Origin of the sequence: Novosphingobium tardum (assembly GCF_042652045.1) — a bacterium.
In the GTDB taxonomy this organism is placed as follows: Bacteria; Pseudomonadota; Alphaproteobacteria; order Sphingomonadales; family Sphingomonadaceae; genus Novosphingobium; species Novosphingobium tardum.
In genome coordinates this window covers 273,882-296,764 of sequence record NZ_JBHSDR010000003.1, presented here as the reverse complement: position 1 = coordinate 296,764, position 22,883 = coordinate 273,882, and the positions used below count along the sequence as shown (strand labels likewise).

Here is a 22,883-nt window from a genome sequence, read left to right as displayed (position 1 = left end):
CCGGCCCGGCGCAGAGGTTCTCCCCCGCCGTCAGCCGGGATCGGCCTCGCGTTTCAGGCGGTAGAGCTCGTCCAGCGCCTCGCGCGGGCTCAGCGCATCGACGTCGAGCGCCTTCAGCCGTTCGCGCAGTTCGTCGCATTGTTCTTCCTCGGCCGCTGCGGCCGCGGCGAACAGCGGCAGGTCGTCGAGCCCTGCGGCCAGCCCGCCGGTGGCGGCGCGCCCCTTTTCCAGCTTGTCGAGCACCGCCCTCGCGCGCTTCACCACCGCCGGCGGCACCCCGGCAAGCCGGGCGACCGCCAGGCCGTAGCTCTTGTCGGCAGGCCCCTCGGCCAGCTCGTGAAGGAGCACGAGATCCCCTTTCCATTCGCGCGCGCGGACGTGGTGGAGCGAAAGCGCGTCGCAAGTCTCGGCCAGCCGGGTCAGCTCGTGATAATGGGTAGCGAACAGGCAGCGGCAGCGGTTGGTCTCGTGCACCGCCTCGACCACCGCCCAGGCGAGCGCGAGCCCGTCGTAGGTCGAGGTGCCGCGGCCCACCTCGTCGAGGATCACGAAGCTGCGCTCGGTCGCCTGGGCGAGGATCGCGGCAGTCTCGACCATCTCGACCATGAAGGTGGAGCGCCCGCGAGCAAGGTTGTCGCTCGCCCCGACGCGGCTGAACAGGCGGTCGACCAGCCCTACGGTGGCGCTGTCGGCGGGTACGAACCCGCCCGCCTGGGCAAGGAGCACGATCAGCGCGTTCTGGCGCAGGAAGGTGGACTTGCCGCCCATGTTAGGCCCGCCGATCAGCCACAGCCGGTCCTCGGGCGAAAGCGTGCAGTCGTTGGCGACGAACCGCTGCGCGCCGCCCCCGCGCGTTTCGGCGAGCGCCGCCTCGACCACCGGGTGCCTGCCGCCGGTGATCGCGAGGCACGGCGCGTCGACGACGTGGGGCAGCGCCCAGCGCCCCTCCGCCGCGCGTTCCGCCTGTCCCGCCGCGACGTCGATCCGGGCCAGAGCGGTGGCAGTCAGCGCGATGGCTTCGCGCGCCGCCACCGCGTGGGCCACGAGCTCCTCGAAATGCGCTTCCTCGGCGGCCAGCGCGTGCCCGCCGCTTTCGGCGATGCGGCTCGCCTCTTCATGCAGAGCCAGCGCGTTGAACCGCACCGCCCCGGCCATCGTCTGGCGGTGAGTGAAGCCCGATTCGGGCGCCATCAGCGCGTCGGCGGCGCGCGCCGGCACTTCGACGAAATAGCCCAAGACGCCGTTGTGGCGGATCTTGAGCGCGGCGATCCCGGTCTCGGCGCGGTACTTGGCCTCGAGCGCGGCGATCGCGCGGCGGGCGTGGCCGCTGGTCTGGCGCAGCGCGTCGAGCGCCGCGTCGTAGCCTTCGGCGATATAGCCGCCCTGGTCGCGCGTCGTCGGCGGGGAGGGGACAAGGGCGCGGGTATAGAGATCGGTCAGCGCGCCGTGGCCGCCCAGCGCGGGCATCAGCGCGTCGAGCAGCGCGGGTCGGTCCTCGCGCTGCGCCAGGTGATCGCGCACCCGCCGCGCCTCGGCCAGCCCGTCGCGGATCTGGCCGAGGTCGCGCGGGCTGCCCCGTCCGGCCACGACGCGGCCCAGCGCGCGGCCGATGTCGGGCAGCGCGCGCAGCACCGTGCGCAGATCGCCGCGCAGCAGGGGATCGTCGTGCAGCCACGAGACGAGCGCGAGCCGGGCCTGGATCGCGGCGAGGTCGGTCAGCGGGGCGGACAGGTCCTCGGCCAGCGCCCGCGCGCCCGCGCCGGTCACGCAGCGGTCGATCGCGTCGATCAGGCTCCCCTTGCGCCCGCCCTGGCTCGCGGCCAGCACCTCGAGGCTGGCGCGCGTCGCTTCGTCCATCGCCATCGTCTGCGCCGGCGCCCGCGCCACCGGCGGCAGGAGCAGCGGCATTCGGCCCCGGCCGACATGGTCGAGATAGGCCAGCAGCCCGCCCGCCGCCGCCAGCATCGCGCGGCCGAACTGCCCGAACCCGTCGAGCGTGGCCACACCGTGCAGGTCCTTGAGCTTCGCCTCACCGGCGTCGCTGGCGAACCCGGCGGCGGGACGCGCGATGGCGTCGTCGGGCGCCTGCTCCCAGCCTTCGGGCGCGACCACTTCGGTCGGACCGAGCCGGGCGAGCGCGGCGCCGAGCATCTCGGGCGCGCAGTCCTCGAGCTCCATCCGCCCGGTCGAAATGTCGCATGCGGCGATGCCGATCGCGCCGCGCACTTCGCACACCGCCGCCAGCACGTTGGCGCGGCGCGGCTCGAGCAGCGCTTCCTCGGTCAGCGTGCCGGCGGTCACGAAGCGGACGATGTCGCGCGCGACCAGCGCCTTGGACCCGCCGCGCCGCTTCGCTGCCTCGGGCGTCTCGACCTGCTCGGCGATGGCGAGCCGGCAGCCCGCGCGGATCAGACGGGCGAGATAGCTCTCGGCGGCGTGGACGGGCACGCCGCACATCGGGATCGGCGCACCGCCGTGCTCGCCCCGCGTGGTCAGCGCGATGTCGAGGATCCGCGCGGCCTCGCGCGCATCGTCGAAGAACAGCTCGAAGAAGTCGCCCATGCGGTAGAACAGCAGGCACTCGCCCGCCTCGCGCTTGAGCGCGAGATACTGCGTCATCATGGGGGTGGTGGCGGGCGCGTCCATCGCCCGACCGCGTTAGCCGAGGCCGGATGATTCGCGAAAGGCGGGGCGCGAGCGCTTTCCCCCGCCGCGTGACCGCGCTACGCACCGCACGCGTCAGTTCGAGGGGAATGCCAGTGTCCGATGAAAGCAACGTCAAGTTCACCGAACGCGAGGCACTGTTCTTCCACTCGACCGGACGGCCCGGGAAGATCGAGATCATCGCCTCCAAGCCGATGGCGACGCAGCGCGATCTCAGCCTGGCCTACTCCCCCGGCGTCGCCGTGCCGGTGCGCGCCATCGCCGAAAATCCCGCGACCGCCTATGACTATACCGCCAAGGGCAACCTCGTCGCGGTGATCTCGAACGGGACCGCGATCCTTGGCCTGGGCAATCTCGGCGCACTCGCATCGAAACCGGTGATGGAAGGCAAGGCGGTCCTGTTCAAGCGCTTCGCCGACGTCGATTCGATCGACATCGAACTCGACACCGAGGATCCCGACAAGTTCATCGAAGCGGTCGCGCTGATGGAGCCGAGCTTCGGCGGCATCAACCTCGAGGACATCAAGGCGCCCGAGTGCTTCGTGATCGAGCAGGCACTGAAGGACCGGCTCAAGATTCCGGTCATGCACGACGACCAGCACGGCACCGCGATCATTTCCGCCGCCGGGCTGCTCAACGCCTGCTACCTCACCGGGCGCCAGCTGTCCGACGTGAAGGTCGTGGTCAACGGCGCGGGCGCGGCGGCGATCGCCTGCACCGCGCTGATCAAGGCGATGGGCGTGCGCAACGAGAACGTCATCATGTGCGACCGAAGCGGCGTGATCTGGCGCGGGCGCGCCGACGTCGACCAGTTCAAGTCGGCCCACGCCGTCGATACCGACGCGCGCACCCTGGAAGAAGCGCTGGTCGGCGCCGACATCTTCCTCGGCCTGTCGGCGGCGGGCGCGCTCAAGCCCGAGATGGTGATGAAGATGGCGCCGCAGCCGATCATCTTCGCGATGGCCAACCCCGACCCCGAGATCACCCCGCCCGAGGCCAAGGCCGCGCGGCCCGACTGCATCGTCGCCACCGGGCGGTCCGACTATCCCAACCAGGTCAACAACGTCCTCGGCTTTCCCTTCATCTTCCGCGGCGCGCTCGACGTGCGCGCGACCGCGATCAACGATGAGATGAAGATCGCCGCGGCGCGCGCCATCGCCCAGCTTGCGCGCGAACAGGTGCCCGAGGAAGTCGCCGCGGCCTATGGCGGCCAGTCGATGCAGTTCGGGCGCGACTACATCATCCCCGCCCCGTTCGATCCGCGGCTGATGGAGGTCGTCTCGTCCGCCGTCGCCAAGGGGGCGATGGATTCGGGCGTGGCGCAGAAGCCGATCGAAGACTTCGACATCTATCGCAACAGCCTGAAGTCGCGGCTCAACCCGACGACCTCGGTCCTGACCCAGGTCTATGACGCGGCCCGGCTCAATCCCAAGCGCGTGGTCTTCGCCGAGGCCGAGGACGAGGTCGTGCTGCGCGCCGCGATCCAGTTCCGCGAAGGCGGCTACGGCACCCCGATCCTCGTCGGGCGCGACCAGGCGGTGCGCGACAAGCTCAAGGAACTGGGGATCGAGGATCCGGACAGCTTCGAAATCCACAATTCCGCGATCAGCGAGCACGTGCCCGCGATGGTCGAATATCTCTACCACCGGCTCCAGCGGCGAGGCTTCCTCCAGCGCGACATCCGGCGGATGGTGAACCAGGATCGCAACGTCTTCTCCTCGGCGCTGCTCGCGCTGGGGCAGGCCGATGCGATGATCACCGGCATCACCCGGCCCTTTGCCCAGACCATGCGCGAAGTGCGCCAGGTGCTCGATCCTCGCCCCGAAATGCTGCCGTTCGGGATCCACCTGATGATCGGCAAGAACTACACGGTGTTCCTGGCCGACACGACGATCAACGAGCGTCCGAGCTCGGAAGAACTCGCGCAGATCGCCATCGGCACCGCCGAAGTGGCCCGCAAGCTCGGCCACGAACCGCGCGTCGCGTTCCTCAGCTATTCGACCTTCGGCAATCCGCCGGGCCGCTGGCTCGAGAACATCCGCGAGGCGGTCGGCATTCTCGACGCCAATCCTCCCGGGTTCGAATACGAAGGCGAAATGGCGCCCGATGCCGCGCTCAACCCGGTGACGATGGCCAACTACCCGTTCAGCCGCCTGTCCGCTCCGGCCAACGTCCTTGTCATGCCGGGGCTGCAATCGGCCAACCTGTCGGCCAAGCTGCTGCGCGAACTGGCCGGCAACGCCACGATCGGGCCGATGCTGATCGGGATGGAAAAGCCCGTGCAGATCGCGGCGATGAGCTCGAACGCGTCCGACATCCTGACGCTGGCGGTCCTCGCGGCGGCGGGAGTCGCCGGCTAAGGCGCGACAGCGCTCAATCGGCGATGCGGGTCATCCGGGCGGCCCAGCCCATGGACGCGGGAAGCGCCCGGGCCGTCGCGACAAGCGCGCGCGCTCCCAGCGGGTTTTCGGCGGCTGATCGGATCGTGTCGGCCAGTCCGATCGGCCGCGCGATGCGCCTTGCAAAGCGTTCCTGCCAGGCCTGTCCGCCCAGGCCCGCAGCATGGGCGGCGGCGGCAGATACACCGCTGGCGATCGCGATGCCCATCCCTTCGCCCGCCAGCGACGGGATTACTCCCGCCTGGTCGCCCAGCCTGAACAGGCCCGGTGCGCCCTGCGCGGCGTGCCAGCCGTAAGGGACGTTGGCGACAGCATCGATCGGCTCGCTGCCGCTGCGAAAGGCCAGGCGCTCACCCAGCGCGGGATGGTCCGCGGCAAGCTGGGCGAGCAGCGCCTCGGGGCTGCCCGCCTCCTGCAGGCGCGAGCGGTGGACCGCCATGCACAGGTTCGCGCTGCCATCCTCCTGCAGCGCCACCCCGACATAGCCCCGTTCGAACAGGTGGAGTTCAACCGCGTCGCCGACCAGCGCGGCGAGCGCGGGCGCGGCGGCGATCCGGACCCTGAGGCCGAGCGACGGATCGCTGCCGCGGGCGCCCGCAGGTCGCGCCGCCCCGCGCACATCATGCTTGCCCGAGGCGAGGAACACCGTGTCGGCGGCAAGCTCCGCCCCGTCATCGAGGCGCACGCTGTCCCCGATCTCGCGCACCGCGACGCCGCGCTCCACCCGCGCCCCTGCCCCTATCGCCGCGGCCAGAAGCACGGTGTCGAGCCGATGGCGCGAAACCGAGCAGGCCGGGCGGGGAAGCGGGCTTTCGGCAACGCTGGTCCCGGCAAAAAGCCGCGTCCGTAAAGTGGGAACCGGATTGAGGTCGGCGGCGGCGATGCCGAGCCCGGCGAGCGTCTCGAGCGTCCGCCAGCTCAGGAAGCCGCCGCACAGCGCATCGCCCGTTTCGCGGCTGCGCTCGAGCAGGAGGTGAGGCATGGCCGCGCGGGCGAGCGTGATCGCCGCGGCGGCTCCCGCCGGCCCGCCGCCGACGATCAGTGCGGGGTGAGCGGGCACAGCCGCTCCACGCACAGCCGGAACGGGAAGACGCGATAGACGCGGGCGTCGGCGATTTCCGCCTCCGCCAGCAGCGGCGGCCATTCGCCCGGGCGATAACTGCGCGCGATCGAAAGCGTGCCATCAAGCCGGACGATGCGGTGCCAGCCGAACAGCCGCGCCAGCAGCGGAAACCCGGCGTGGGCGAAGCGGTGGCGGTGGAGGTCGTTCACGAGCCAGCCGGCGCGGGCATGGGCCTGCATGAAGCGCAGGAACGCGACGAGCTGGGCGTGGGACATGTGATGCGCGACGAGGCTGGAAATGACGATGTCCCAAGGTTCGCCCGCCAGGTCGGCATAGTCGCCGGTGCGCCAGTCGATTGCCAGTCCGTCCGGCGTATGCGCCCGCGCCGCCAGTTCGCTGCGCGGGTTGAGGTCGATTCCGACCAATTCCACTGCGACGCTGCGCCGCTGCGCCCAGCGGGCGATCCGGCGCAGCATGTCGCCGTCGCCGAAGCCCACGTCGAGGATGCGCCACGCGCCTTGCGCGGGCCGGCGACCGGCGATGGCGCGCTTCAGGAACGCCAGCGTGGGCCGGGCGGCCATCGTCACCACATTCACCTTGGCGAGGTCGCCGACGACCGCGGCATAAGTGTCGGCCGCCAGGTCCGGCGCATCCATCAGCTCGTCGGCCTGGGCGCGCGCGCTGAGGGTCATGGCGCGCTGGAAAAGGCGAAACCCTCGGCCGCAAGGCCGGGACCGAAGGCCAGCGCCACGCCTTCGCCCAACGGCGGGCCGGCGAGAATGCGGGCGAGCACGAACATGAGCGTCGCCGAGGACATGTTGCCGTAATCCTGCAGCACCGCGCGCGAATCGTCGAGCGCGTGCTCGTCGAGGTGGAGGCCGCGGGCCACGGCATCGAGGATCGAGCGTCCGCCCGCGTGGACCGCCCAGGCGTCGATTTCGGCGGGCGGGCGGCTTCCCGTCACTTCGGCGGCAAAGCCGGGGTCGGCCAGCCCCGCGGCGATGCGGCCCGGAACTTCACCCGAAAGGTGCATGGCAAACCCGCGATCGGTGATGTCCCAGCGGATGAGATCGGCCGAATCGGGCAGGGTCGTCGCGAACGGCCTGCCGATCGCGAGCCCGGCGGGCTCCCCGGTGACCAGCGCGGCGGCGGCGCCGTCGCCGAACTGGAGCATCGCCAGCAGCGGTTCGAGCTCGTCGGCAGGAGACAGGTGCAGCGTCGACAGCTCGACCGTCACGACCAGGACCCGCGCGGCGGGATCGGAGCGGACGATGTGGCGCGCGCTGCGCAGCGCGGCGATCGCGGCATAGCAGCCCATGAACCCGATCAGCAGCCGTTCGACCGACGGCGCGAGCCCCAGCCGCGTGGCGACGATCTGGTCTATCCCCGGGGCGACGAAGCCGGTGCAGCTGGCCACGACAAGATGGCTGATCTCGCCCAGCGGGGCCTGGGCGGCCAGCGCGGCGATGGCCTGAAGCGCCAGCTCGGGCGCGGCGCGGGCATAAAGCTCCATTCGCGCGCCGGTGCCGGGATAGGGGCTGTCGGCATAGAACCCGCCGGGGTCCACCGGCGATCCGCCGCCGGGCGATTGCTCAAGCACGGACCAGCGGTGCGCGATGCCCGAACGCGCGGCCATGCGCGCGAACAGCGGCGCTTTCGCCGCGGGCAGCTGGTCCATCGCCCAGCGCTGGAATGCTGCGTGAATATCGTGCCCCGGGACCGCGGTACCGATGGCGTTGAGATAGGGTGGCACGGGACTGGAAAGCCTTGCAAAAGGTGCCGGTCCAACGCTTCGATCATGTTTTCGTGCCGCGCGCCAGTCCCGCGTTGCGCCGCTGCCTTATCCCCAGGCGCGATAGACCCCGTAGGCGCTCGTCGCGGTCAGCACGATGCCGACCAGGATCAGCATGTGCTTGGGGGCGATCCGCTTGGCCGCGAAGGCGCCGAAGGGGGCTGCCGCGATCCCGCCAATCAGCAGGCCGAGCGTCGCGCCCGCGACGTCGGCGAGGCCGAGGTTGTAGATGAAGGCCAGCGACACGGTCACGGTGAGGAAGAATTCGACGGTGTTGACCGTGCCCACCACGCGGCGCGGATCGGCCCCCTGGATCAGCAGGTTCGATGTGACCACCGGCCCCCAGCCGCCGCCACCCGCGGCATCGAGGAAGCCGCCAACGAGGCCGAGCGGCGCGACGTGCTTGGCCTCGCGCTGGGTCGGCGGATAGAGCAGGCCGCGCCAGAACAGGTAGAGCCCGATCCCGGTCAGGTAGAGCAGGACGAACGGCTTCACGATCCCCGCATCGACCGAGGTCAGCACGTAGGCGCCCAGGATTCCGCCGATCATGCCGGGCACGAGCAGGCGCAGGAACAGCTTACGGTCGACGTTGCCGTGGAGCATGTGGCTGATGGCCGAGGTCGCGGTGGTGAAGCATTCGACGATGTGGACGCGCTGCGACGCGAGCGCGGGAGGCACCCCCATCACCGCCACGAGCAGGGTGTTGGAAATCACCCCGAAGGCCATGCCAAGCGCGCCGTCGACGATCTGGGCGGCAAAGCCCACCGCGATGAACGGCAGAATCGGGGTAAGATCGAAACTGCCCAGGTCCATCGGCTTGTCTCCGGTAAAACTCGACTGTTCCGATAGACAATAAACCGCAGCGTGCGAGCAAGAAAAACTCGCGGCGCGCCAAGGCGGGGATTTTGCGCGCCGGACCGGCCCGCCGGCGCTCAATTCGCGGGGCGGCGCCGGTAGCGGAAGTACCACACCTCGTGGCCCAGCCGCCGGGCCTTGGCCTCGTAGCGGGTCTCGGGCCAGCCGCCGGGCCGGTTCTGGAAATCCTGCGGTCCCTGGCACAGCCATTCGAACTGGCCGGCATGCCGCTGCATGACCATCAGTGCATGGCGCAGGTAGATCGGATGATCGGTGCCGAAGCGGAATTCGCCGCCCGGGGCGAGCTTCGCGGCGATCAGGTCGACCGGGCCGTCGTTCATCATCCGCCGCTTGGCATGGCGGGCCTTGGGCCAGGGATCGGGATGGAGCAGGTAGACGAAGCGCAGCGACGCGTCGGGCAGGCGCGCTAGGACCTCTAGCGCATCGCCGTGATGGAGGCGGATGTTGCCCAGCGGCGGGCCGGCCGGGGTGCCTTCGCTCGTCCGTCCGCCGTCGACGTGGACCAGCGCCTGGGCGACGCCGTTCAGGAACGGCTCGGCCCCGATGAAGCCGTGGTCGGGCAGCATGTCGGCGCGCGCGGCCAGGTGCTCGCCCCCGCCGAAGCCGATCTCGAAATGGAGCGGGCGCTCGTCGCCGAACAGCGCGGCGGACGTCACCGGTCCCTCCGCCGGCACCGCGATGCGCGGCAGCAGCGTCTCCACCAGGTCCTGCTGGCCTGCGCGCAGGGTCTTGCCCTTCGACCGGCCGTAGAGGCGGTTGAGTGTGGTCGGGTCGCCAGGTTTGTGCGCGGTCATCCCGCGCCCGCTAGGGCGGCGGGGCGGGTCGTGTAAAGCCGTTCGGGCCGGAACGAGCCGTATTCGGTCATGATCGCGGGGATTTCGGGCACGGCTACGCGCCCGCGGGCGAGCGCGGGATTACGCCGGGAAAAGCAACGGGCGACGGCCGGTGCATGGTGGCCCGGGCCATACGGGCGTGGCTGCGCGATCATTGTTGCGAACGCCGGACGGGGAATCGCTGCGAAACCGTCCGGTCGGCCCTGCGGCATCGGGGGGTGACGGGGCGGGCTCGCTCCCTTGCCGTCACGTCCTGCGGACTGGCTCCGCTGCGCGATGCGGGCGCCGTGCGCTCCCGCTCCCGATGTCCTTTTCGGCAAAGCGGCGCTCGCCGCCAGGCGGGCACCGGCCGTCACGCGGGGGACGAGAGGCGAAGCGCTGACCGCCCACCGCACCCGTTGCGCGGCAGCATATAACCTATATGGTTCGTTTTGTCAAGGTCGAAGCGGCTGTTGTGGTTCCGATTGCGCGATCCGCAGCTTTTCCGCCCGCGCGGTCTGCGAACTGGCGATGACGTGGTCGATCCCGTCGATGGTGATGGCCAAGGTGCCCGCCTCGGTCGTCTCGATCCAGCCCTTGGCCTTGAGATACCACACGTGGAATTCGAAATGCTCGTCCGTGCAGCCCAGCATCTCCTGGACGGCGAACGGGCCGACGCCGGGGTCCAGCGCATGTTCGCGCCGGCGTTTGTAGAGCATCCGCAGCGTCTTGGCGTGTATCTCGGCGTCGGTGAGCGGCGCCTGCTCGTCGACCTGGCCGTCCGCTCCCGCTGGTGACCGGAACGTCACACCGTCGGTGTTGGCGATGTAGAGCAGGTCGTACTCGGCCCGCTGCTCGGGGTTACGGAGCGTGCGATAGGCCTCGATCACCTCGTTGAAGCGGGTGACGTCGGCGGTTTCGGGATGGTCGGGGTGGTACAGCTTGGCGAGGTGCCGGTACGCGATCTCGAGCGTCTTGGCGTCGCACTCCCAGTCGACCGCCAGGATATCGTACAGATCGACAAAAGGCCCGTCGTCGGTCATCGCCACGCATTCCCCCCTCGGCACCGCGGCCCGAAGGCCCGTGGATGGCCTAGTTTGGGCAATGTGTGAAGCCTGCGCGGTTCGTCAGGAGAAGCGACGCCGGCGATGGGCGGCCGGACCTGCGCCCCCGTCCCGATGCCAACGAAAAAGCCCGCCTGTTGCCAGGCGGGCCGATTCGATTGGCGTTACGAACGCGAAAGCAGCGGTCAGGCGGCCTCGGCGCGGTCCTCGGGATCGCGCAGCACGTAGCCACGGCCCCACACGGTCTCGATGTAGTTCTCGCCCTCGCAGGCATGGGCCAGCTTCTTGCGCAGCTTGCAGATGAACACGTCGATGATCTTGAGCTCGGGCTCGTCCATCCCGCCGTAAAGGTGGTTGAGGAACATTTCCTTGGTCAGCGTGGTGCCCTTGCGCAGCGAAAGCAGCTCGAGCATCGCGTATTCCTTGCCGGTCAGGTGGACCCGCGCCGAATCGACTTCGACCGTCTTGGCGTCGAGGTTGACCGAAAGCTTGCCGGTGCGGATGACCGACTGCGAGTGGCCCTTCGAACGGCGGACGACCGCGTGGATGCGGGCGACGAGTTCTTCGCGGTGGAACGGCTTGGTCACGTAATCGTCGGCGCCGAAGCCGAAGCTGCGGACCTTGGAATCCATTTCGGAAATACCCGAAAGGATCAGCACGGGTGTCTGGACCTTGGCGACCCGCAGCTTCTTGAGCACGTCGTAACCGTGCATGTCGGGCAGGTTCAGGTCGAGCAGGATGATGTCGTAATCATACAGCTTGCCCAGATCGAGGCCTTCCTCGCCCAGGTCGGTGCCATAGACGTTGAACCCCTCGGTCGTCAGCATCAGCTCGATGGCCTTGGCCGTGGTCGGCTCGTCCTCGATCAGCAAAACGCGCATCGCAAGCCCCTTCTTGCCTGTTCACTTTCGATCGGCCCTTCCCTCCCCCGGAAGGCGACGAGCCGTCATTAACCACAGGACTTCTGAACAGGAAAGGTTAATTTCCTGTAAACGAGGCAGACTCAAAACCTTGCATGGCGCTGTTGAGGGATTCCCGACCCCTCGCTTCACGGGACTCAGCCGGCGGGAACGCCGAGCGTCGCCGCTGCTTCGCGAAGCTGGCGGCTGGTCGCGCCGTCGTTGCGGAAGGCGGCCAGCGCTTCGTTCAAGGCGGCCTGGGCCTTGGCCGGCTGGCCGAGCTGCATGCGGCTGCGCATCAGCATGATCCAGCCCGAGGCATTGGCCGGATTGGCCTTGAGCTTGGCTTCGAGGCCATCGACCATGCCGGTGACCATGGCATCCTGCTGACCCTGGGGAAGCTGGCTGGCGGCCTGCATCTGCTCGCGCGTCGGGCCGGGGATGCCCGCCGCCGCGCGGGCCGGGCCTTCGGTGGCAAAGCCGTTGGCGGGCGGCGCGGGGGACGTCGCGGCGAGGCGCTTGTCGACCTCGATCCCGTTTTCCTTGCCCACGCTGCGGATCACCTGGCGCACATCCTCGGTCCACGGGGCATCGGCCGGGCTGTCGGCGAGCAGCGCGAACCAGGCGTCGATCGCCGCCGCGTGCTTGCCGTCGAGATCCATCTGGACCGCCTGGAAATAGCGGGCGCGCGCGTCCTTGGGGTCGAGCGCCAGCGCGCGGGCGAAGGCGGCGCGGGCGTCGGGCGGGATGCCTTCGCCGTCCTTGCCCGCCATCACCAGCGATTCGCCCAGCATCGAGAAATATTCGGGATTCCTGGGATCGAGCGCGGTGGCGCGCTTCATCGCGGTCGCCGCCTCGGCGAATCGCTGGGTCTGGAAATAGGACCAGCCGAGCATGCGCCAGCCTTCGGCATCGTCGGGGTTCTGCTTTATCCGCGCCTCGAGGCGGGCGATCACCGTTTCGACCGACGGCTGCTGGCCGTTTTCGAGCGCGGTCGCGGCGGGCGGGGCGGCGGTGTCCTGCTGGCCGCGCCATGCCGCGATCCCGACAGCGGCAATTGCGATCAGCGCCGCGGCGGCCAGCGCGATGCGCCCCACCCGCGTCGGCGCGGCGGGCGCCGCCTCGGCTACGGCGGGCGCCGAGGGGACGGTTGTGGTCGCTGTCTCGGTCATTCTCGGGCTCCGCCGGTGAGGGACTGGTTTCCCTTGCGATATCGCCAAACCGGAGCGGACTGGCAAGCACCGGCCCAAAGCGCGGCGTGCGCGAGAATTTTGCTGCTGGAAATCATTCGCGCAATGGGTAAAGTCCTGTCTCGGGGTTCGCACCAGGGCTGGGCATCGTGGCAAGGGCGCACAAGCGTCGCCGGGGTGCGAGGGGGATGGCACGCCGGTGAGCGATATCTACAAGGTGGCGATCATTGGATCTGGCCCGGCGGGGATGAGCGCCGCCAGCCATGCCGCGCAACTTGGCCTGAACCACGTCCTCCTCGAAAAGACCGACCACCTTTCGGACACCATCTACAAGTACCAGAAGGGCAAGCACGTGATGGCCACGCCGTCGCAGCTCGTCCTGCGGTCCGACCAGGAATTCGACGCGGGCAAGCGCGAGGATATTCTCGAGCGCTGGAATTCGCGCACGTCCGAGCTCAAGGTCAACGTGAAGTACAACGCCGAGGTCAAGGCGATCCGCGGCACCGGCCCGGCGATCGAGGGGTCGGTCCAGAAGATCGTCTCCCGCGCGCGCGACGGAACGACGACCACCACCGAAATCCAGCGCCACGCCCCGCCGTACGAGCTTACCCTCACCAACGGCGAGAAGGTGATGGCCGAAACGGTGATCCTGGCGATCGGCACGCAGGGCAACCCCAACCTGATGCGCTGCCCCGGCGCGGACCTGCCGCACGTGACCTACCAGCTCGACGATCCTTACGTCGTCGTCGACGAGCATATCGTCGTCGTCGGCACGGGCGACGCCGGGATCGAGAATGCCCGCGGCCTGGCCGAGGACGAGGTGCAGGGCAATGTCGTCACCGTCCTCAACCGCAGCCCGAAATCGACCAACGTGCGCGAAAGCTTCGCCACCGCCAAGGAGCCAAACGCGAAGGCCCTGGTCGACGACGATGCCGCCGGTCGCCTCACGATCCGCTACGAGACCGAGACCAAGGCGATCGAGCCGGGCTGGATCACGCTGACCACCCGCGACGGCGAGGAACGCATCCGCTGCGACCGGATCATCGCCCGGATCGGGTCGGCCCCGCCGCGCGCCTTCGTCGAGGGATGCGGGATCGAGTTCGCCAGTTCGGACCGGCTGGCCTTCCCCACGCTGTCGCCGGTGTTCGAATCGAGCGCGCCGGGCATCTTCGTGATCGGGGCGCTCGCGGGCTATCCGCTGATCAAGCACTGCATGAACCAGGGCTACGACGTGGTCGAGTTCATCAACGGCAACATCGGCCTCAAGCCGGCGGACGAACCGCTGCTCGAAGCCAAGTTCCGCGACCTGCCGGGGCGCCGCTCGGTCGACGAATGGCTCGAGTACCTGCGCAGCAACATCTCGATCCTAGAAGGCATGACCACGCTGCAGATGCGCGAGTTCATGCTCGATTCCGATGCCCGCTTCTATCGCAAGGGCGAAGTCATCTTCGAGAAGAACGACCCGGGTTCGTCGCTGTTCGGGATCGCCAGCGGGCTGGTTCACGTCCGCATCGATCCGAACGATTCGTCCAAGGTCGTGCCGATCGGGGCCGGATCGATCTTCGGCGAGGTGGGGCTGATCTCGGGCCGCCGGCGCGGCGCGACGATTGTGGCGGCAGAGGATTCGGTCTGCGTCGAGATCAGCCGCACCGCCGCGCTCAAGCTGCAAAGCCAGGTGCCCACGGCGCGCAAGGCGATCGAACGCATCTCGACCGAGCGCCAGCTCCTCCAGATGTTCGGCGCCGGGCTGACCCCAGACGACATCCGCGAGGTCGTCGACGACGCCAAGATCATGCAGATCAAGGCGGGCGACACGATCATCAAGGAAGGTGACGAGGGCAAGGAAATCTTCGTCATCCGCGTCGGCTCGATGATCGTCGAGAAGCAGGTCGGCGGCAAGCCGGTGTTCCTGTCGTACCTCCCGGCCGGCTCCTACGTCGGCGAGATGGCGCTGATCGCGGGCGGGCAGCGCACCGCCTCGGTTCGCGCGGCGATCAAGTCCGAGGTCATCCGGATCGACGGCGAGAAGTTCGAGAAGGTGCTCGAGACCAAGCCCGCGCTGTTGGAACGCGCGCGCCGCGACATGGATGTCCGCCGCCAGACCAACGCGCTGATCGAGAGCAAGAAGGACAGCCTGTCGAGCGTCGTCGACCTCTATTCCGAACAGGCCAAGTTCCTCGTCGCGCAGGGGCTGGGCGAGGCGACCGACGTGCTGCTGATCGACGAGACGCTGTGCGTCGGCTGCGACAACTGCGAAAAGGCCTGCGCCGACAGCCACGACGGCCTCTCGCGGCTCGACCGCGAGGCGGGCAAGACTTTCGCCAACCTCCACGTGCCGACAAGCTGCCGCCACTGCGAGCATCCGCACTGCATGGCCGATTGCCCGCCTAACGCGATCCACCGCGGACCGGATGGCGAGGTCTTTATCAACGACACCTGCATCGGCTGCGGCAACTGCCAGCGCAACTGCCCCTACGGAGTGATCCGGATGGACAAGGTGCCGCCCAAGAAACCCGCGCTGTTGAGCTGGCTGTTCTTCGGGGCCGGGCCGGGGCCGGGCGAGCCGAGCTACAAGTGGTCGAAGAAGCACACCAAATACACCGGCGACCCCTCGATCGACGAAGCGCTCGACCGCAAGAAGGCGATCAAGTGCGACATGTGCGCGGGGATCGACGGCGGGCCGAGCTGCGTGCGCGCATGCCCCACCGGGGCCGCGATCCGGGTTGCGCCCGATGAATTCCTCACCGTCGCGCGGCTGGAACAGGAAAGCGCCTGATGGCCACGATCGCTCCCACGCCCGGACAGGGCGAGTTCGAGACCGCCGCGACCACGCACGATTCGACGACGACGCGCGATCCCAAGCGGTCGCGCAGCGTGCGCCGCCAGCGGGTGAGCAGCCACGACGGTTTCCTGAGCTACCACAACTTCCGCTGGCTCAAGATCGCGCTCGTGATCGCGGTGATCTGCTTCGCCAGCTATTTCATGATCGACATCCAGCCGCGCCACAACGGCGGCAGCTGGTACGGCTACACCCTCGGCACGATCGGCGTCCTCCTGATCTTGTGGCTGACCCTTCTCGGCGTTCGCAAGCGCGCGATCACGCCCGGGCGGTGGAGCCTGAAGGCGTGGACCAGCGCCCACGTCTATCTCGGCCTGAGCCTGATCGTGATCGGCACGCTGCACACCGGCTTCCAGCTTGGCTGGAACGTCCACACCCTGGCGTGGTCGCTGATGATGCTGGTGATCGTGTCGGGCATGTTCGGCATCTGGGTTTACGCCACCTTGCCCAAGGCGCTGTCGGCCAACCGCTTCGATGCCGAAGGTGCGATCACCGAAAAGCAGATGATCGAGCAGCTTCGCCAGCTCGACCGCCAGATCCACGACGCGGCGCAGCCGCTCGATCCCGAAGCGGCGCACATCGTCGACACCAGCCTTGCCGACGATGCCTTTGCCGGCAGCGTGTGGAGCCGGATCGCCAACCGTTATCCCCGCTGCGCCACGCGCCGCGCTATCGCGGACCTGCGCAAGCTGCGCAACTTCCGCCCGCGCGTGGCCGACGATCCGCTCGACAAGGTGGACCAGCTTCTCGCCCGCAAGGAAGCGATGCTCGACCGCCTGCGCAGGCACCTTCAGCTCAAGAGCTGGCTCCAGGCCTGGCTCTACATCCACGTTCCCGCAACTTTCGCCCTGATCGCCGCGCTTACCGCGCACGTGGTCAGCGTGTTCTTCTACTGGTGATCGCGGCATGAGCTTTCTTGTTCGCCAGATCGCGCTGAAGGCCAACGGCGACGAGATCGTCCGCGCCCGCCGGGTCGACGGCGACGAGATGACGATCGGGCGCGATCCGACCTGCGGCGTGCAGCTTCCCGACCTCGCGGTCGAGCTGAAGAGTGCGGTCGTCACCCAGCTCGACGAAACGCACCTGATGGTCGAATCGCTGACCGACCACCCGTTCGAAGTTGACGGCAAGAAGGTCATGCGCAGCGAGCTCGACGTGACCCGCGGCCCCGAACTGGCGTTCGGCGGGCACCGCATCGTCCTCAGCCAGGACCCGCGTTCGCGCTTTCCGACATTCACCGTCCGCCGCCTGTCCACAGTCGCCAACTCGGCCAAGGAACGCGAGACGGGCGGGCTCTACACCCTTGCCGGCCTCGTGCCCGGCAAGCGGATGTCGGCCTGGGCCATCGCGCTGGTCGTGCTGGCCGCGTTCCTCGCCTGGCCGATCTACAGCTATGCGACTTACGAGCCGCTCGCGCTGCACAAGAACCAGATGCGCCCGGCCGGCTTCCACCCCGACAAGATGTGGGAATCGGGCAAGCTCAGCCTGGCGCACCAGGGGCTGGAGAACGACTGCCAGGCCTGCCACGTCGAGAAATTCGTGGCGGTGCGCGACAACGCGTGCCTCACCTGCCACCAGGAAGACGCGCACCAGCACATCGCCGATCGTCCGGGGATGCCCGCGGTGGAACGGTTGACCATGGCGCGGGGCGAGCCGCGCGGCTTCGCCGGCTTCCAGCGCGCGGTCGCCACCACCTTCAACAAGCCCGCCGGGCGATGTGTCGAATGTCACACCGAGCACGAAGGGGCGGGTGCTATGCCGCCGACTCAGCAGCGGTTCTGCACCGACTGCCACGACGGACTGAAATCGCGCTTGCCCGATACCAAGATTCCCGACGCCGCCGATTTCGGCACGGCCCACCCGCAGTTCATGCCCGCGGTGATCGTCGATTCGGCCGGGGCCAAGCCGCTGGTCCAGCGCACCTTGCTGACCGCCAACACCCGCGAATTCAGCGGGATCAAGTTCACCCACGCGCAGCATCTTTCGACCACCAACGGCATTGCCCAGATGGTTCATCGGCGCCCGCAGGAATTTCCCGGGCAGTCCGGCCTCGAATGCCAGAACTGCCACCAGAAGGACCCGACCGGGACCTGGTTCAAGCCCGTGGTGATGGAGGAATCCTGCCAGACCTGCCACAGCCTGACGTTCGACCAGATCGGCGGCACCTTCCGCACGCTGCGCCACGGCGAGCCGGCGATGGTCGTGGCGGACCTGCGCGCGTTCTTCCGCTCGGGTGCGCCGGTGCGGCCGATCAACCTCAACGGCATGGCGCGCCGCCGCCCGGGTGATGCGGCGCAGGCGGGCACCGCCGCCGACTATGCCCGCGCGGTCCGGTTCTATCCCGTCCGCGCTGACCAGGCGATCGCGCAGGTCTTTTCAAAGGGCGGCGCCTGCTACGATTGCCATACCGTGACCGCCGGGCCGGCCTCGACCGGCGGCTTTGCGATCAAGAACGTCGCGCAGACCCTGCGCTACTACAAGAAGGGCTGGTTCACCCACGACAAGCACACCAAGTTCGAGTGCGCGGATTGTCACGTGAAGGCCGAGACCAGCAACGATTCGACCGAATTGCTGGTCCCGGGGATCGACGGGAAGGGCGGCTGCCGCACCTGCCACGTCGGCGAAGGCGGGGCTCACCTCGCCTCGGTTCAACAGCCGGTCAAATCGGGTTGCGCAATGTGCCACGACTATCACGCCGATGACGGCGCACCATGGATGTCGCGACAGCCGGCATCCCGGCGCGCGGCGGCCGATGGTCCCCGCACGGTTTCTGACAGGAGCGCGACCAGGGTATCGCTGCGGTAGGCAAGCGATGCTCATCGCCCAGATCACTGACATCCATCTCGGGTTCGAGCCCGACTCTCCGGGCGAGTTCAACCGGCAGCGGCTTGACCGCGCGCTCGACGCGCTGCTCGCCCTCGATCCGCGGCCCGACCTGCTTCTCGCCACCGGCGATCTCGTCGACCGGGGCGATGTCGAAAGCTATGCCCGCCTGCGCCAGGCGTTCGACGGGCTGCCCTTTCCGGTAAGCCTCGCGCTCGGCAACCACGACGTGCGCGAAAACTTCGCCGAGGTCTTTCCCGAGACGCCGCTGGCCGACGGCTTCTGCCAGTACGAATTGCGCGCAGGCCCGCTGCGGCTCCTTGTCCTCGATACGCTGGAGGAAGGGCGGCACGGCGGCGCGTTCTGCGAGCGGCGCGCGAAGTGGTTGTGCGAACGGCTTGACGAGGATGGCGAGACGCAGACGCTGATCGTCCAGCATCACCCGCCGATCGAGGTCGGGATCGGCTGGATGAACACCGACCCGACCGAACCGTGGGTGCACCGGCTGGCGGACTGCCTTGCGGGGCGGACCAACGTGGTCGGGCTGGTGTGCGGGCACATCCACCGCGCGGTGACGACGCGCTGGGCCGACCTTACCGTCGCGACCTGCCCGTCGACCGCACCCCAGGTTGCATTGGAACTGAGGAAGATCGATCCCGACGTTCCCGACCTGCGCCCGCTGATCGTCGCCAACCCGCCTGCCTATGCCCTGCATTGGTGGAACGGGCGCGAACTCATCACCCACTACGACACCGCCGAGGATCATCCCGTGCTGGCCCGGTTCGATGCCCGGCTGCAGGAGATGGTCCGCAACATGATGGACGAGCGCCCGGTCTAGCGGGGGTGTCGGCGGCTCAGGCCTCGTAAGGTGCGGCCAGTTCGGCTTCGTGTTCGCGCTCGGCGCGGCCCAGCAGGCGCAGCAGCGGCCGGTTGAACAGCGCCAGGATCGCCGAGGCCGTAGCCGGCAGCGCCGCCAGCAACATGAAGTAGAGCGGCGCGCCGAGCGGCTCGTAGAAACGGCCGAGCCAGCCGAGAAGAAAGTACCCGAGCGAGCCCGCCATGCTGAGCAGCGCGACCATCGTGCCGACCATGCGGACGGGCGCGTAGCGGGTGGTGATCGAGCGCTGCGGCGGGTCGAGCCAGCCGTAACAGAGCCCGAGAATGAGGTAGAACAGGATCCACGCCAGCAGCGGCACTTGCGCCAGGGTGGCGGCAAGCCCGATGTAGATGAGCGCGACCGCAGCCATCGCCTCGCCGATCGCGATCTTGAGAAGGTCGTTCGGTTCGCGCCCGCGGGCCGCCCACATCCGCCACAGCGCGTTGGCCACGAATACGCCCAGGATCGTGAAGAGGCCGTCGAAAGTGCCGATCCAGGTCACCGGCATCTCGAAGCTGCCAATATTGCGGTTCACCGCCTTGTCGGCCCAGACCATCATCAGCCCATAGGCCTGCTGGTAGGCCGCGGTGCCCAGGAGGCGCGGCAGGAAGGTCACCAGAATCGCGCCGATGACGGTCCACTCGTTGCGGTCGAGCGGGACATGGGCGGTGCGTTCGGCGAAATGATCGGGCGGAAGGTGCGGGCGTCCGGCAAGGTAGGTGAACAGGCCCAGGACCATCCCGATCCCCGCGGCGCCGAAGCCCCAGTGCCAGCCCACGTCCTCGCCCAGCGATCCGACGATGAGCGGAGCGACCAGCGCCCCGATGTTGAGGGCGATGAGGTAGATGCCGAAGGCGCGCGTGCGGCGGGTGTCCTGCGGGGCGTATAGCAGGCCGACCTGGGCCGAGAGGTTGCCGATCAGGCATCCCGCGCCAAGGACCAGCAGCAGCAGCGCGATCAGGAACGACTGCTCGAACGCCATCGTCAGGTGCCCCGCCGACATCAGGAAGGTGCCGATCGTGATCGTCCGCGTGCGCCCCAGCACACGGTCGCCCAGCCACGCCCCGATCAGCGGGGTCGCGTAGATGAAGCCGGAATAGAGGCCGAAGGTCTGCGCCGCGAAGGCAAGATCGGTCAGCGGCCCGACCACCGCCTCGACCGCCGAACGGAACGCGGTGAGGCCCAGCACCTTGGGCGATACCTCGGGCGTCAGCAGGTACTTGGTCATGTACAGCATGAGCAGCGCCTGCATCCCGTAGAACGAGAAGCGTTCCCAGAACTCGGTCCCGGCAAGGTAGCCAAGCGCGCGGGGATGTCCGAAGAAACCGCGATCCTCGCGGATGTGGGCCGGGGTGTTCATCAGGCGATCTCCGACCCGGACCCCGGTCGGGTGTCCTTGGCGCCGACGTTATGGCAATCGCAGACAAACGCAACCGCGCGCACTGCTGAAAGACGCGCCGGCTGCGGGCGGATCACCGCGCCGGCCGCACCGAATCGTTGAGCGAGGCCAGCCGCGCGTCGTCGCGCGAATAGACATCGTCGCGGAACACGATCCGGCCGTTCTCGGGCGCGGCGGTGAGGTAGGTAATGTAGACCGGGACCGGCGTCTCCAGTTCGATGCTCTGCTCGACCGCCTTGGGCTTCGCGACAAGAGGCTTGCCGTAGAGCCAGCGCCCGAGCCGCGGCGCGTCTTCCAGCCGGACGCAGCCCGAGCTGAAGTTGCGCGCGCTTTCGAGCAGGAGCTGCTTGTCCGGCGTGTCGTGCAGGTAGATCCCCAGCGCATTGGGGAACATGAACTTCATCTTCCCCATGAAATTGGCCTTGCCGGGAAGCTGACGGACGCGGATCTCCTGGGTGCCGTCGGCGACGGCATGCCAGTCGATCGTGGTCGGATCGACCACCTTGGCCTCGTCGGTAAACCCGTCGAGCACCTGGTAACCGCCGGTCCTGAGATAGGAGACGCCGTGCGCCAGGACGTTGCCCGCGATCCGACCCCGGATGAGGTCGGGCGGCACGTTCCAGTAGGGGTTGAGGATGGCATTGGTGATCGTGCCGGCCAGCATCGGGGTCTGTTCGGTGACCTTGCCGACCACGACCTTCATCGAATCGACGACCTTGCCGTTCTCGTACATGAAGAGGCGCGCGCCGGCGGCGTCGATCAGGACATAGCGGGGGGCGGGATTGACCGGCAGCGCACGCGTGCGGTCGAGGTTGAGGCGGATAAGCTCGGCTTCGCTGGGATCGGCCACCGCCGGGTCGAAACTTGCGCGAAGCTGCGCGTAAAGTGGATGCATCCAGCCCATGTCGTGGACATAGTCGTTCAGCGACGGGGCCCGGGCGGCGGTGCTCAGCGCGGCGCCGATGGTCGGCACGACCGGCGCGAGCAGGCTGTTCTGATAGGTCATTTCGCTCACCCGCTGGGTGCGGGTTCCGCGGACCAAGGTTGCGAGCGTGCGCGACAGCGCCAGTTCGGCGCGGGCAAGGCTTTCGGGATCGCCGCTTTCGGCGCGGCGGAGGCGCGATGCCAGATCGTCGACGCGCAATGCCCGGCGACTCAGCCCGTCGCGGTCGGCGGTCTGCACCAGTTCGAGCAGGGCGTCGGCGGCGGGGTCGAGCCGGTCACCGTCCACCCATAGCGGGCGGAAACCACGCGCGGCGTAGAAGGACCGCAATTCCGCGTCGCGGGGATCGTTTGTGCGCAGCTCGTTCGACAGCCGTTGCGGCACCAGTTCGGCATGCGCGATTTGCGGCGACAGGATGAAACCTGCCGCCGCAATCGCGAACAGGGTTTTCAGGGCTGCCGGCCGCCCCTTGCGACCGGCAGTGTTCCCTTGGACCATGTTCGTATTCTCCGGCTTTGCCGGATCAGCCGCGTTCGCCGGTGCGGGCCGGGGTCTGCGAGACCGGCTGCACGACGGGCGCGCCTTCGTAGTACTGGCCGTCGCGCATGTAGCCGTCGACACAGCCGTCGTTGTTGTGGTCGGCCCAGATCGCTCCGCCGATGCCACCGACGGCGGCACCGATCAGTGCGCCTTCGAACGGATTGAGGCCGCCGATCACGGCACCGCCCACGGCGCCGGCGACTGCGCCGATGCCGGCGCCCTTGGCAGCCGTTCCGAGGGTCGACGGGCAACGAGCCGGGGCCGAGGCATAGGTCGGCTGACCCTGGTAGTACTGACCGTCACGGATGTAGCCGTCGGCGCGGCCGTCATTGTCGCGGTCGGCCCAGACGGCGCCGGCGATACCGCCGACGGCAGCACCGATCACCGCGCCCTCGATCGGGCTTAGGCCACCGACGACAGCACCCAGGCCGGCGCCGGCAGCAGCGCCGACAGCGGCGCCGGTCCCGGCGCTGGCCAGGGTATCGTCGTGATTCATGGAAGTGCAGGCGCTGAGGGAAAGAGAGGCGGCGCCGATGAGCAGGATGACAGAATTCTTCATTTTTATTCTCCGCTGAATCTTCTCAAAAAGCAGAAGGCCAGCAGTGATCCGGAAATGCTTTTAGAGCGGACCCGGGCCGTAGCCATCGCGACAGCCTTAACGAGACTCTTCCGAATCCGTTCCCCTCGGTCTCCGGTCGTGCCT

Annotated in this window: 18 protein-coding genes; 5 read left to right on the top strand and 13 right to left on the bottom strand. The window is 68.5% G+C overall.

Annotated elements, in window-relative coordinates:
- Positions 1-30 precede the first annotated feature (30 nt).
- Entirely contained in the window at positions 31-2,646 is a 2,616-nt protein-coding gene (mutS, locus tag ACFO0A_RS01500; protein ID WP_465263012.1) for a DNA mismatch repair protein MutS, read from the bottom strand.
- 113 nt (positions 2,647-2,759) lie between these two features.
- On the opposite strand from mutS, the gene ACFO0A_RS01495 reads away from it, so the two are divergent.
- The gene (locus tag ACFO0A_RS01495; RefSeq protein WP_379537212.1) at positions 2,760-5,024 is read left to right on the top strand and encodes an NADP-dependent malic enzyme; all 2,265 of its coding nucleotides are present in this window, start codon (positions 2,760-2,762) and stop codon (positions 5,022-5,024) included.
- Positions 5,025-5,037: 13 nt separating this feature from the next.
- Here ACFO0A_RS01495 and ACFO0A_RS01490 read toward each other — a convergent pair whose 3' ends face one another.
- From ACFO0A_RS01490 to ACFO0A_RS01450, 9 genes are all read right to left on the bottom strand, one after another.
- Positions 5,038-6,123 carry an NAD(P)/FAD-dependent oxidoreductase gene (locus ACFO0A_RS01490; RefSeq protein WP_379537211.1) on the bottom strand — a complete coding sequence of 362 codons (1,086 nt, stop codon included), beginning with the start codon at positions 6,121-6,123 and terminating at the stop codon, positions 5,038-5,040.
- A complete protein-coding gene (locus tag ACFO0A_RS01485) occupies positions 6,102-6,818 on the bottom strand; it encodes a methyltransferase domain-containing protein (protein ID WP_379537210.1) in 717 nt (238 codons plus the stop codon). The genes ACFO0A_RS01490 and ACFO0A_RS01485 overlap by 22 nt, the downstream gene beginning before the upstream one ends.
- Positions 6,815-7,879, bottom strand: a complete 1,065-nt coding sequence (locus ACFO0A_RS01480) for a type III polyketide synthase (RefSeq protein WP_379537209.1) — start codon at positions 7,877-7,879, stop codon at positions 6,815-6,817. Before ACFO0A_RS01480 ends, ACFO0A_RS01485 begins: the two co-directional genes overlap by 4 nt.
- Before the next feature lie 87 nt (positions 7,880-7,966).
- Entirely contained in the window at positions 7,967-8,731 is a 765-nt protein-coding gene (locus ACFO0A_RS01475) for a sulfite exporter TauE/SafE family protein (protein WP_379537208.1), read from the bottom strand.
- 119 nt (positions 8,732-8,850) lie between these two features.
- Positions 8,851-9,588, bottom strand: coding sequence for a tRNA (guanine(46)-N(7))-methyltransferase TrmB (gene trmB, locus ACFO0A_RS01470; RefSeq protein ID WP_379537207.1), 738 nt, complete (start codon positions 9,586-9,588; stop codon positions 8,851-8,853).
- Entirely contained in the window at positions 9,585-9,782 is a 198-nt protein-coding gene (locus ACFO0A_RS01465; protein ID WP_379537206.1) for a hypothetical protein, read from the bottom strand. The genes trmB and ACFO0A_RS01465 overlap by 4 nt, the downstream gene beginning before the upstream one ends.
- A gap of 279 nt (positions 9,783-10,061) precedes the next feature.
- The gene (locus ACFO0A_RS01460) at positions 10,062-10,649 is read right to left on the bottom strand and encodes a J domain-containing protein (protein ID WP_379538134.1); all 588 of its coding nucleotides are present in this window, start codon (positions 10,647-10,649) and stop codon (positions 10,062-10,064) included.
- A gap of 206 nt (positions 10,650-10,855) precedes the next feature.
- Entirely contained in the window at positions 10,856-11,551 is a 696-nt protein-coding gene (ctrA, locus tag ACFO0A_RS01455) for a response regulator transcription factor CtrA (protein ID WP_379537205.1), read from the bottom strand.
- A 176-nt stretch (positions 11,552-11,727) separates the two neighbouring features.
- Positions 11,728-12,741, bottom strand: coding sequence for a tetratricopeptide repeat protein (locus ACFO0A_RS01450; protein WP_379537204.1), 1,014 nt, complete (start codon positions 12,739-12,741; stop codon positions 11,728-11,730).
- A gap of 265 nt (positions 12,742-13,006) precedes the next feature.
- On the opposite strand from ACFO0A_RS01450, the gene ACFO0A_RS01445 reads away from it, so the two are divergent.
- From ACFO0A_RS01445 to ACFO0A_RS01430, 4 genes are read left to right on the top strand one after another with little or no spacing between them, the layout of a single operon-like run.
- A complete protein-coding gene (locus ACFO0A_RS01445) occupies positions 13,007-15,535 on the top strand; it encodes a cyclic nucleotide-binding domain-containing protein (protein ID WP_379538133.1) in 2,529 nt (842 codons plus the stop codon).
- A complete protein-coding gene (locus ACFO0A_RS01440; RefSeq protein ID WP_379537203.1) occupies positions 15,535-16,497 on the top strand; it encodes a hypothetical protein in 963 nt (320 codons plus the stop codon). Before ACFO0A_RS01445 ends, ACFO0A_RS01440 begins: the two co-directional genes overlap by 1 nt.
- 7 nt (positions 16,498-16,504) lie before the next feature.
- Positions 16,505-18,403: a cytochrome c3 family protein gene (locus ACFO0A_RS01435; protein WP_379537202.1), complete on the top strand. Its 1,899-nt coding sequence runs from the start codon at positions 16,505-16,507 to the stop codon at positions 18,401-18,403.
- A gap of 7 nt (positions 18,404-18,410) precedes the next feature.
- A complete protein-coding gene (locus ACFO0A_RS01430) occupies positions 18,411-19,259 on the top strand; it encodes a phosphodiesterase (RefSeq protein ID WP_379537201.1) in 849 nt (282 codons plus the stop codon).
- Between the two features lie 16 nt (positions 19,260-19,275).
- Here ACFO0A_RS01430 and ACFO0A_RS01425 read toward each other — a convergent pair whose 3' ends face one another.
- The 3 genes from ACFO0A_RS01425 to ACFO0A_RS01415 form a co-directional block, all read right to left on the bottom strand.
- A complete protein-coding gene (locus ACFO0A_RS01425; protein WP_379537200.1) occupies positions 19,276-20,658 on the bottom strand; it encodes a peptide MFS transporter in 1,383 nt (460 codons plus the stop codon).
- Positions 20,659-20,770: 112 nt separating this feature from the next.
- Positions 20,771-22,138 (bottom strand): L,D-transpeptidase scaffold domain-containing protein, encoded by a 1,368-nt coding sequence (locus ACFO0A_RS01420; RefSeq protein ID WP_379537199.1) that lies wholly within the window; start codon positions 22,136-22,138, stop codon positions 20,771-20,773.
- A 25-nt stretch (positions 22,139-22,163) separates the two neighbouring features.
- Complete coding sequence (locus ACFO0A_RS01415) at positions 22,164-22,739, bottom strand: YMGG-like glycine zipper-containing protein (RefSeq protein ID WP_379537198.1); 576 nt, start codon at positions 22,737-22,739, stop codon at positions 22,164-22,166.
- Between the last annotated feature and the right edge of the window lie 144 nt (positions 22,740-22,883).

Coding starts and splice junctions, on each gene's coding strand:
- mutS (WP_465263012.1), bottom strand. CDS start 2,646: ATGGACGCGCCCGCCACCACCCCCATGATGACGCAGTATCTCGCGCTC.
- ACFO0A_RS01485 (WP_379537210.1), bottom strand. CDS start 6,818: ATGACCCTCAGCGCGCGCGCCCAGGCCGACGAGCTGATGGATGCGCCG.
- ACFO0A_RS01475 (WP_379537208.1), bottom strand. CDS start 8,731: ATGGACCTGGGCAGTTTCGATCTTACCCCGATTCTGCCGTTCATCGCG.
- trmB (WP_379537207.1), bottom strand. CDS start 9,588: ATGACCGCGCACAAACCTGGCGACCCGACCACACTCAACCGCCTCTAC.
- ACFO0A_RS01465 (WP_379537206.1), bottom strand. CDS start 9,782: ATGATCGCGCAGCCACGCCCGTATGGCCCGGGCCACCATGCACCGGCC.
- ACFO0A_RS01460 (WP_379538134.1), bottom strand. CDS start 10,649: ATGACCGACGACGGGCCTTTTGTCGATCTGTACGATATCCTGGCGGTC.
- ctrA (WP_379537205.1), bottom strand. CDS start 11,551: ATGCGCGTTTTGCTGATCGAGGACGAGCCGACCACGGCCAAGGCCATC.
- ACFO0A_RS01450 (WP_379537204.1), bottom strand. CDS start 12,741: ATGACCGAGACAGCGACCACAACCGTCCCCTCGGCGCCCGCCGTAGCC.
- ACFO0A_RS01445 (WP_379538133.1), top strand. CDS start 13,007: ATGAGCGCCGCCAGCCATGCCGCGCAACTTGGCCTGAACCACGTCCTC.
- ACFO0A_RS01440 (WP_379537203.1), top strand. CDS start 15,535: ATGGCCACGATCGCTCCCACGCCCGGACAGGGCGAGTTCGAGACCGCC.
- ACFO0A_RS01435 (WP_379537202.1), top strand. CDS start 16,505: ATGAGCTTTCTTGTTCGCCAGATCGCGCTGAAGGCCAACGGCGACGAG.
- ACFO0A_RS01430 (WP_379537201.1), top strand. CDS start 18,411: ATGCTCATCGCCCAGATCACTGACATCCATCTCGGGTTCGAGCCCGAC.
- ACFO0A_RS01425 (WP_379537200.1), bottom strand. CDS start 20,658: ATGAACACCCCGGCCCACATCCGCGAGGATCGCGGTTTCTTCGGACAT.
- ACFO0A_RS01420 (WP_379537199.1), bottom strand. CDS start 22,138: ATGGTCCAAGGGAACACTGCCGGTCGCAAGGGGCGGCCGGCAGCCCTG.
- ACFO0A_RS01415 (WP_379537198.1), bottom strand. CDS start 22,739: ATGAAGAATTCTGTCATCCTGCTCATCGGCGCCGCCTCTCTTTCCCTC.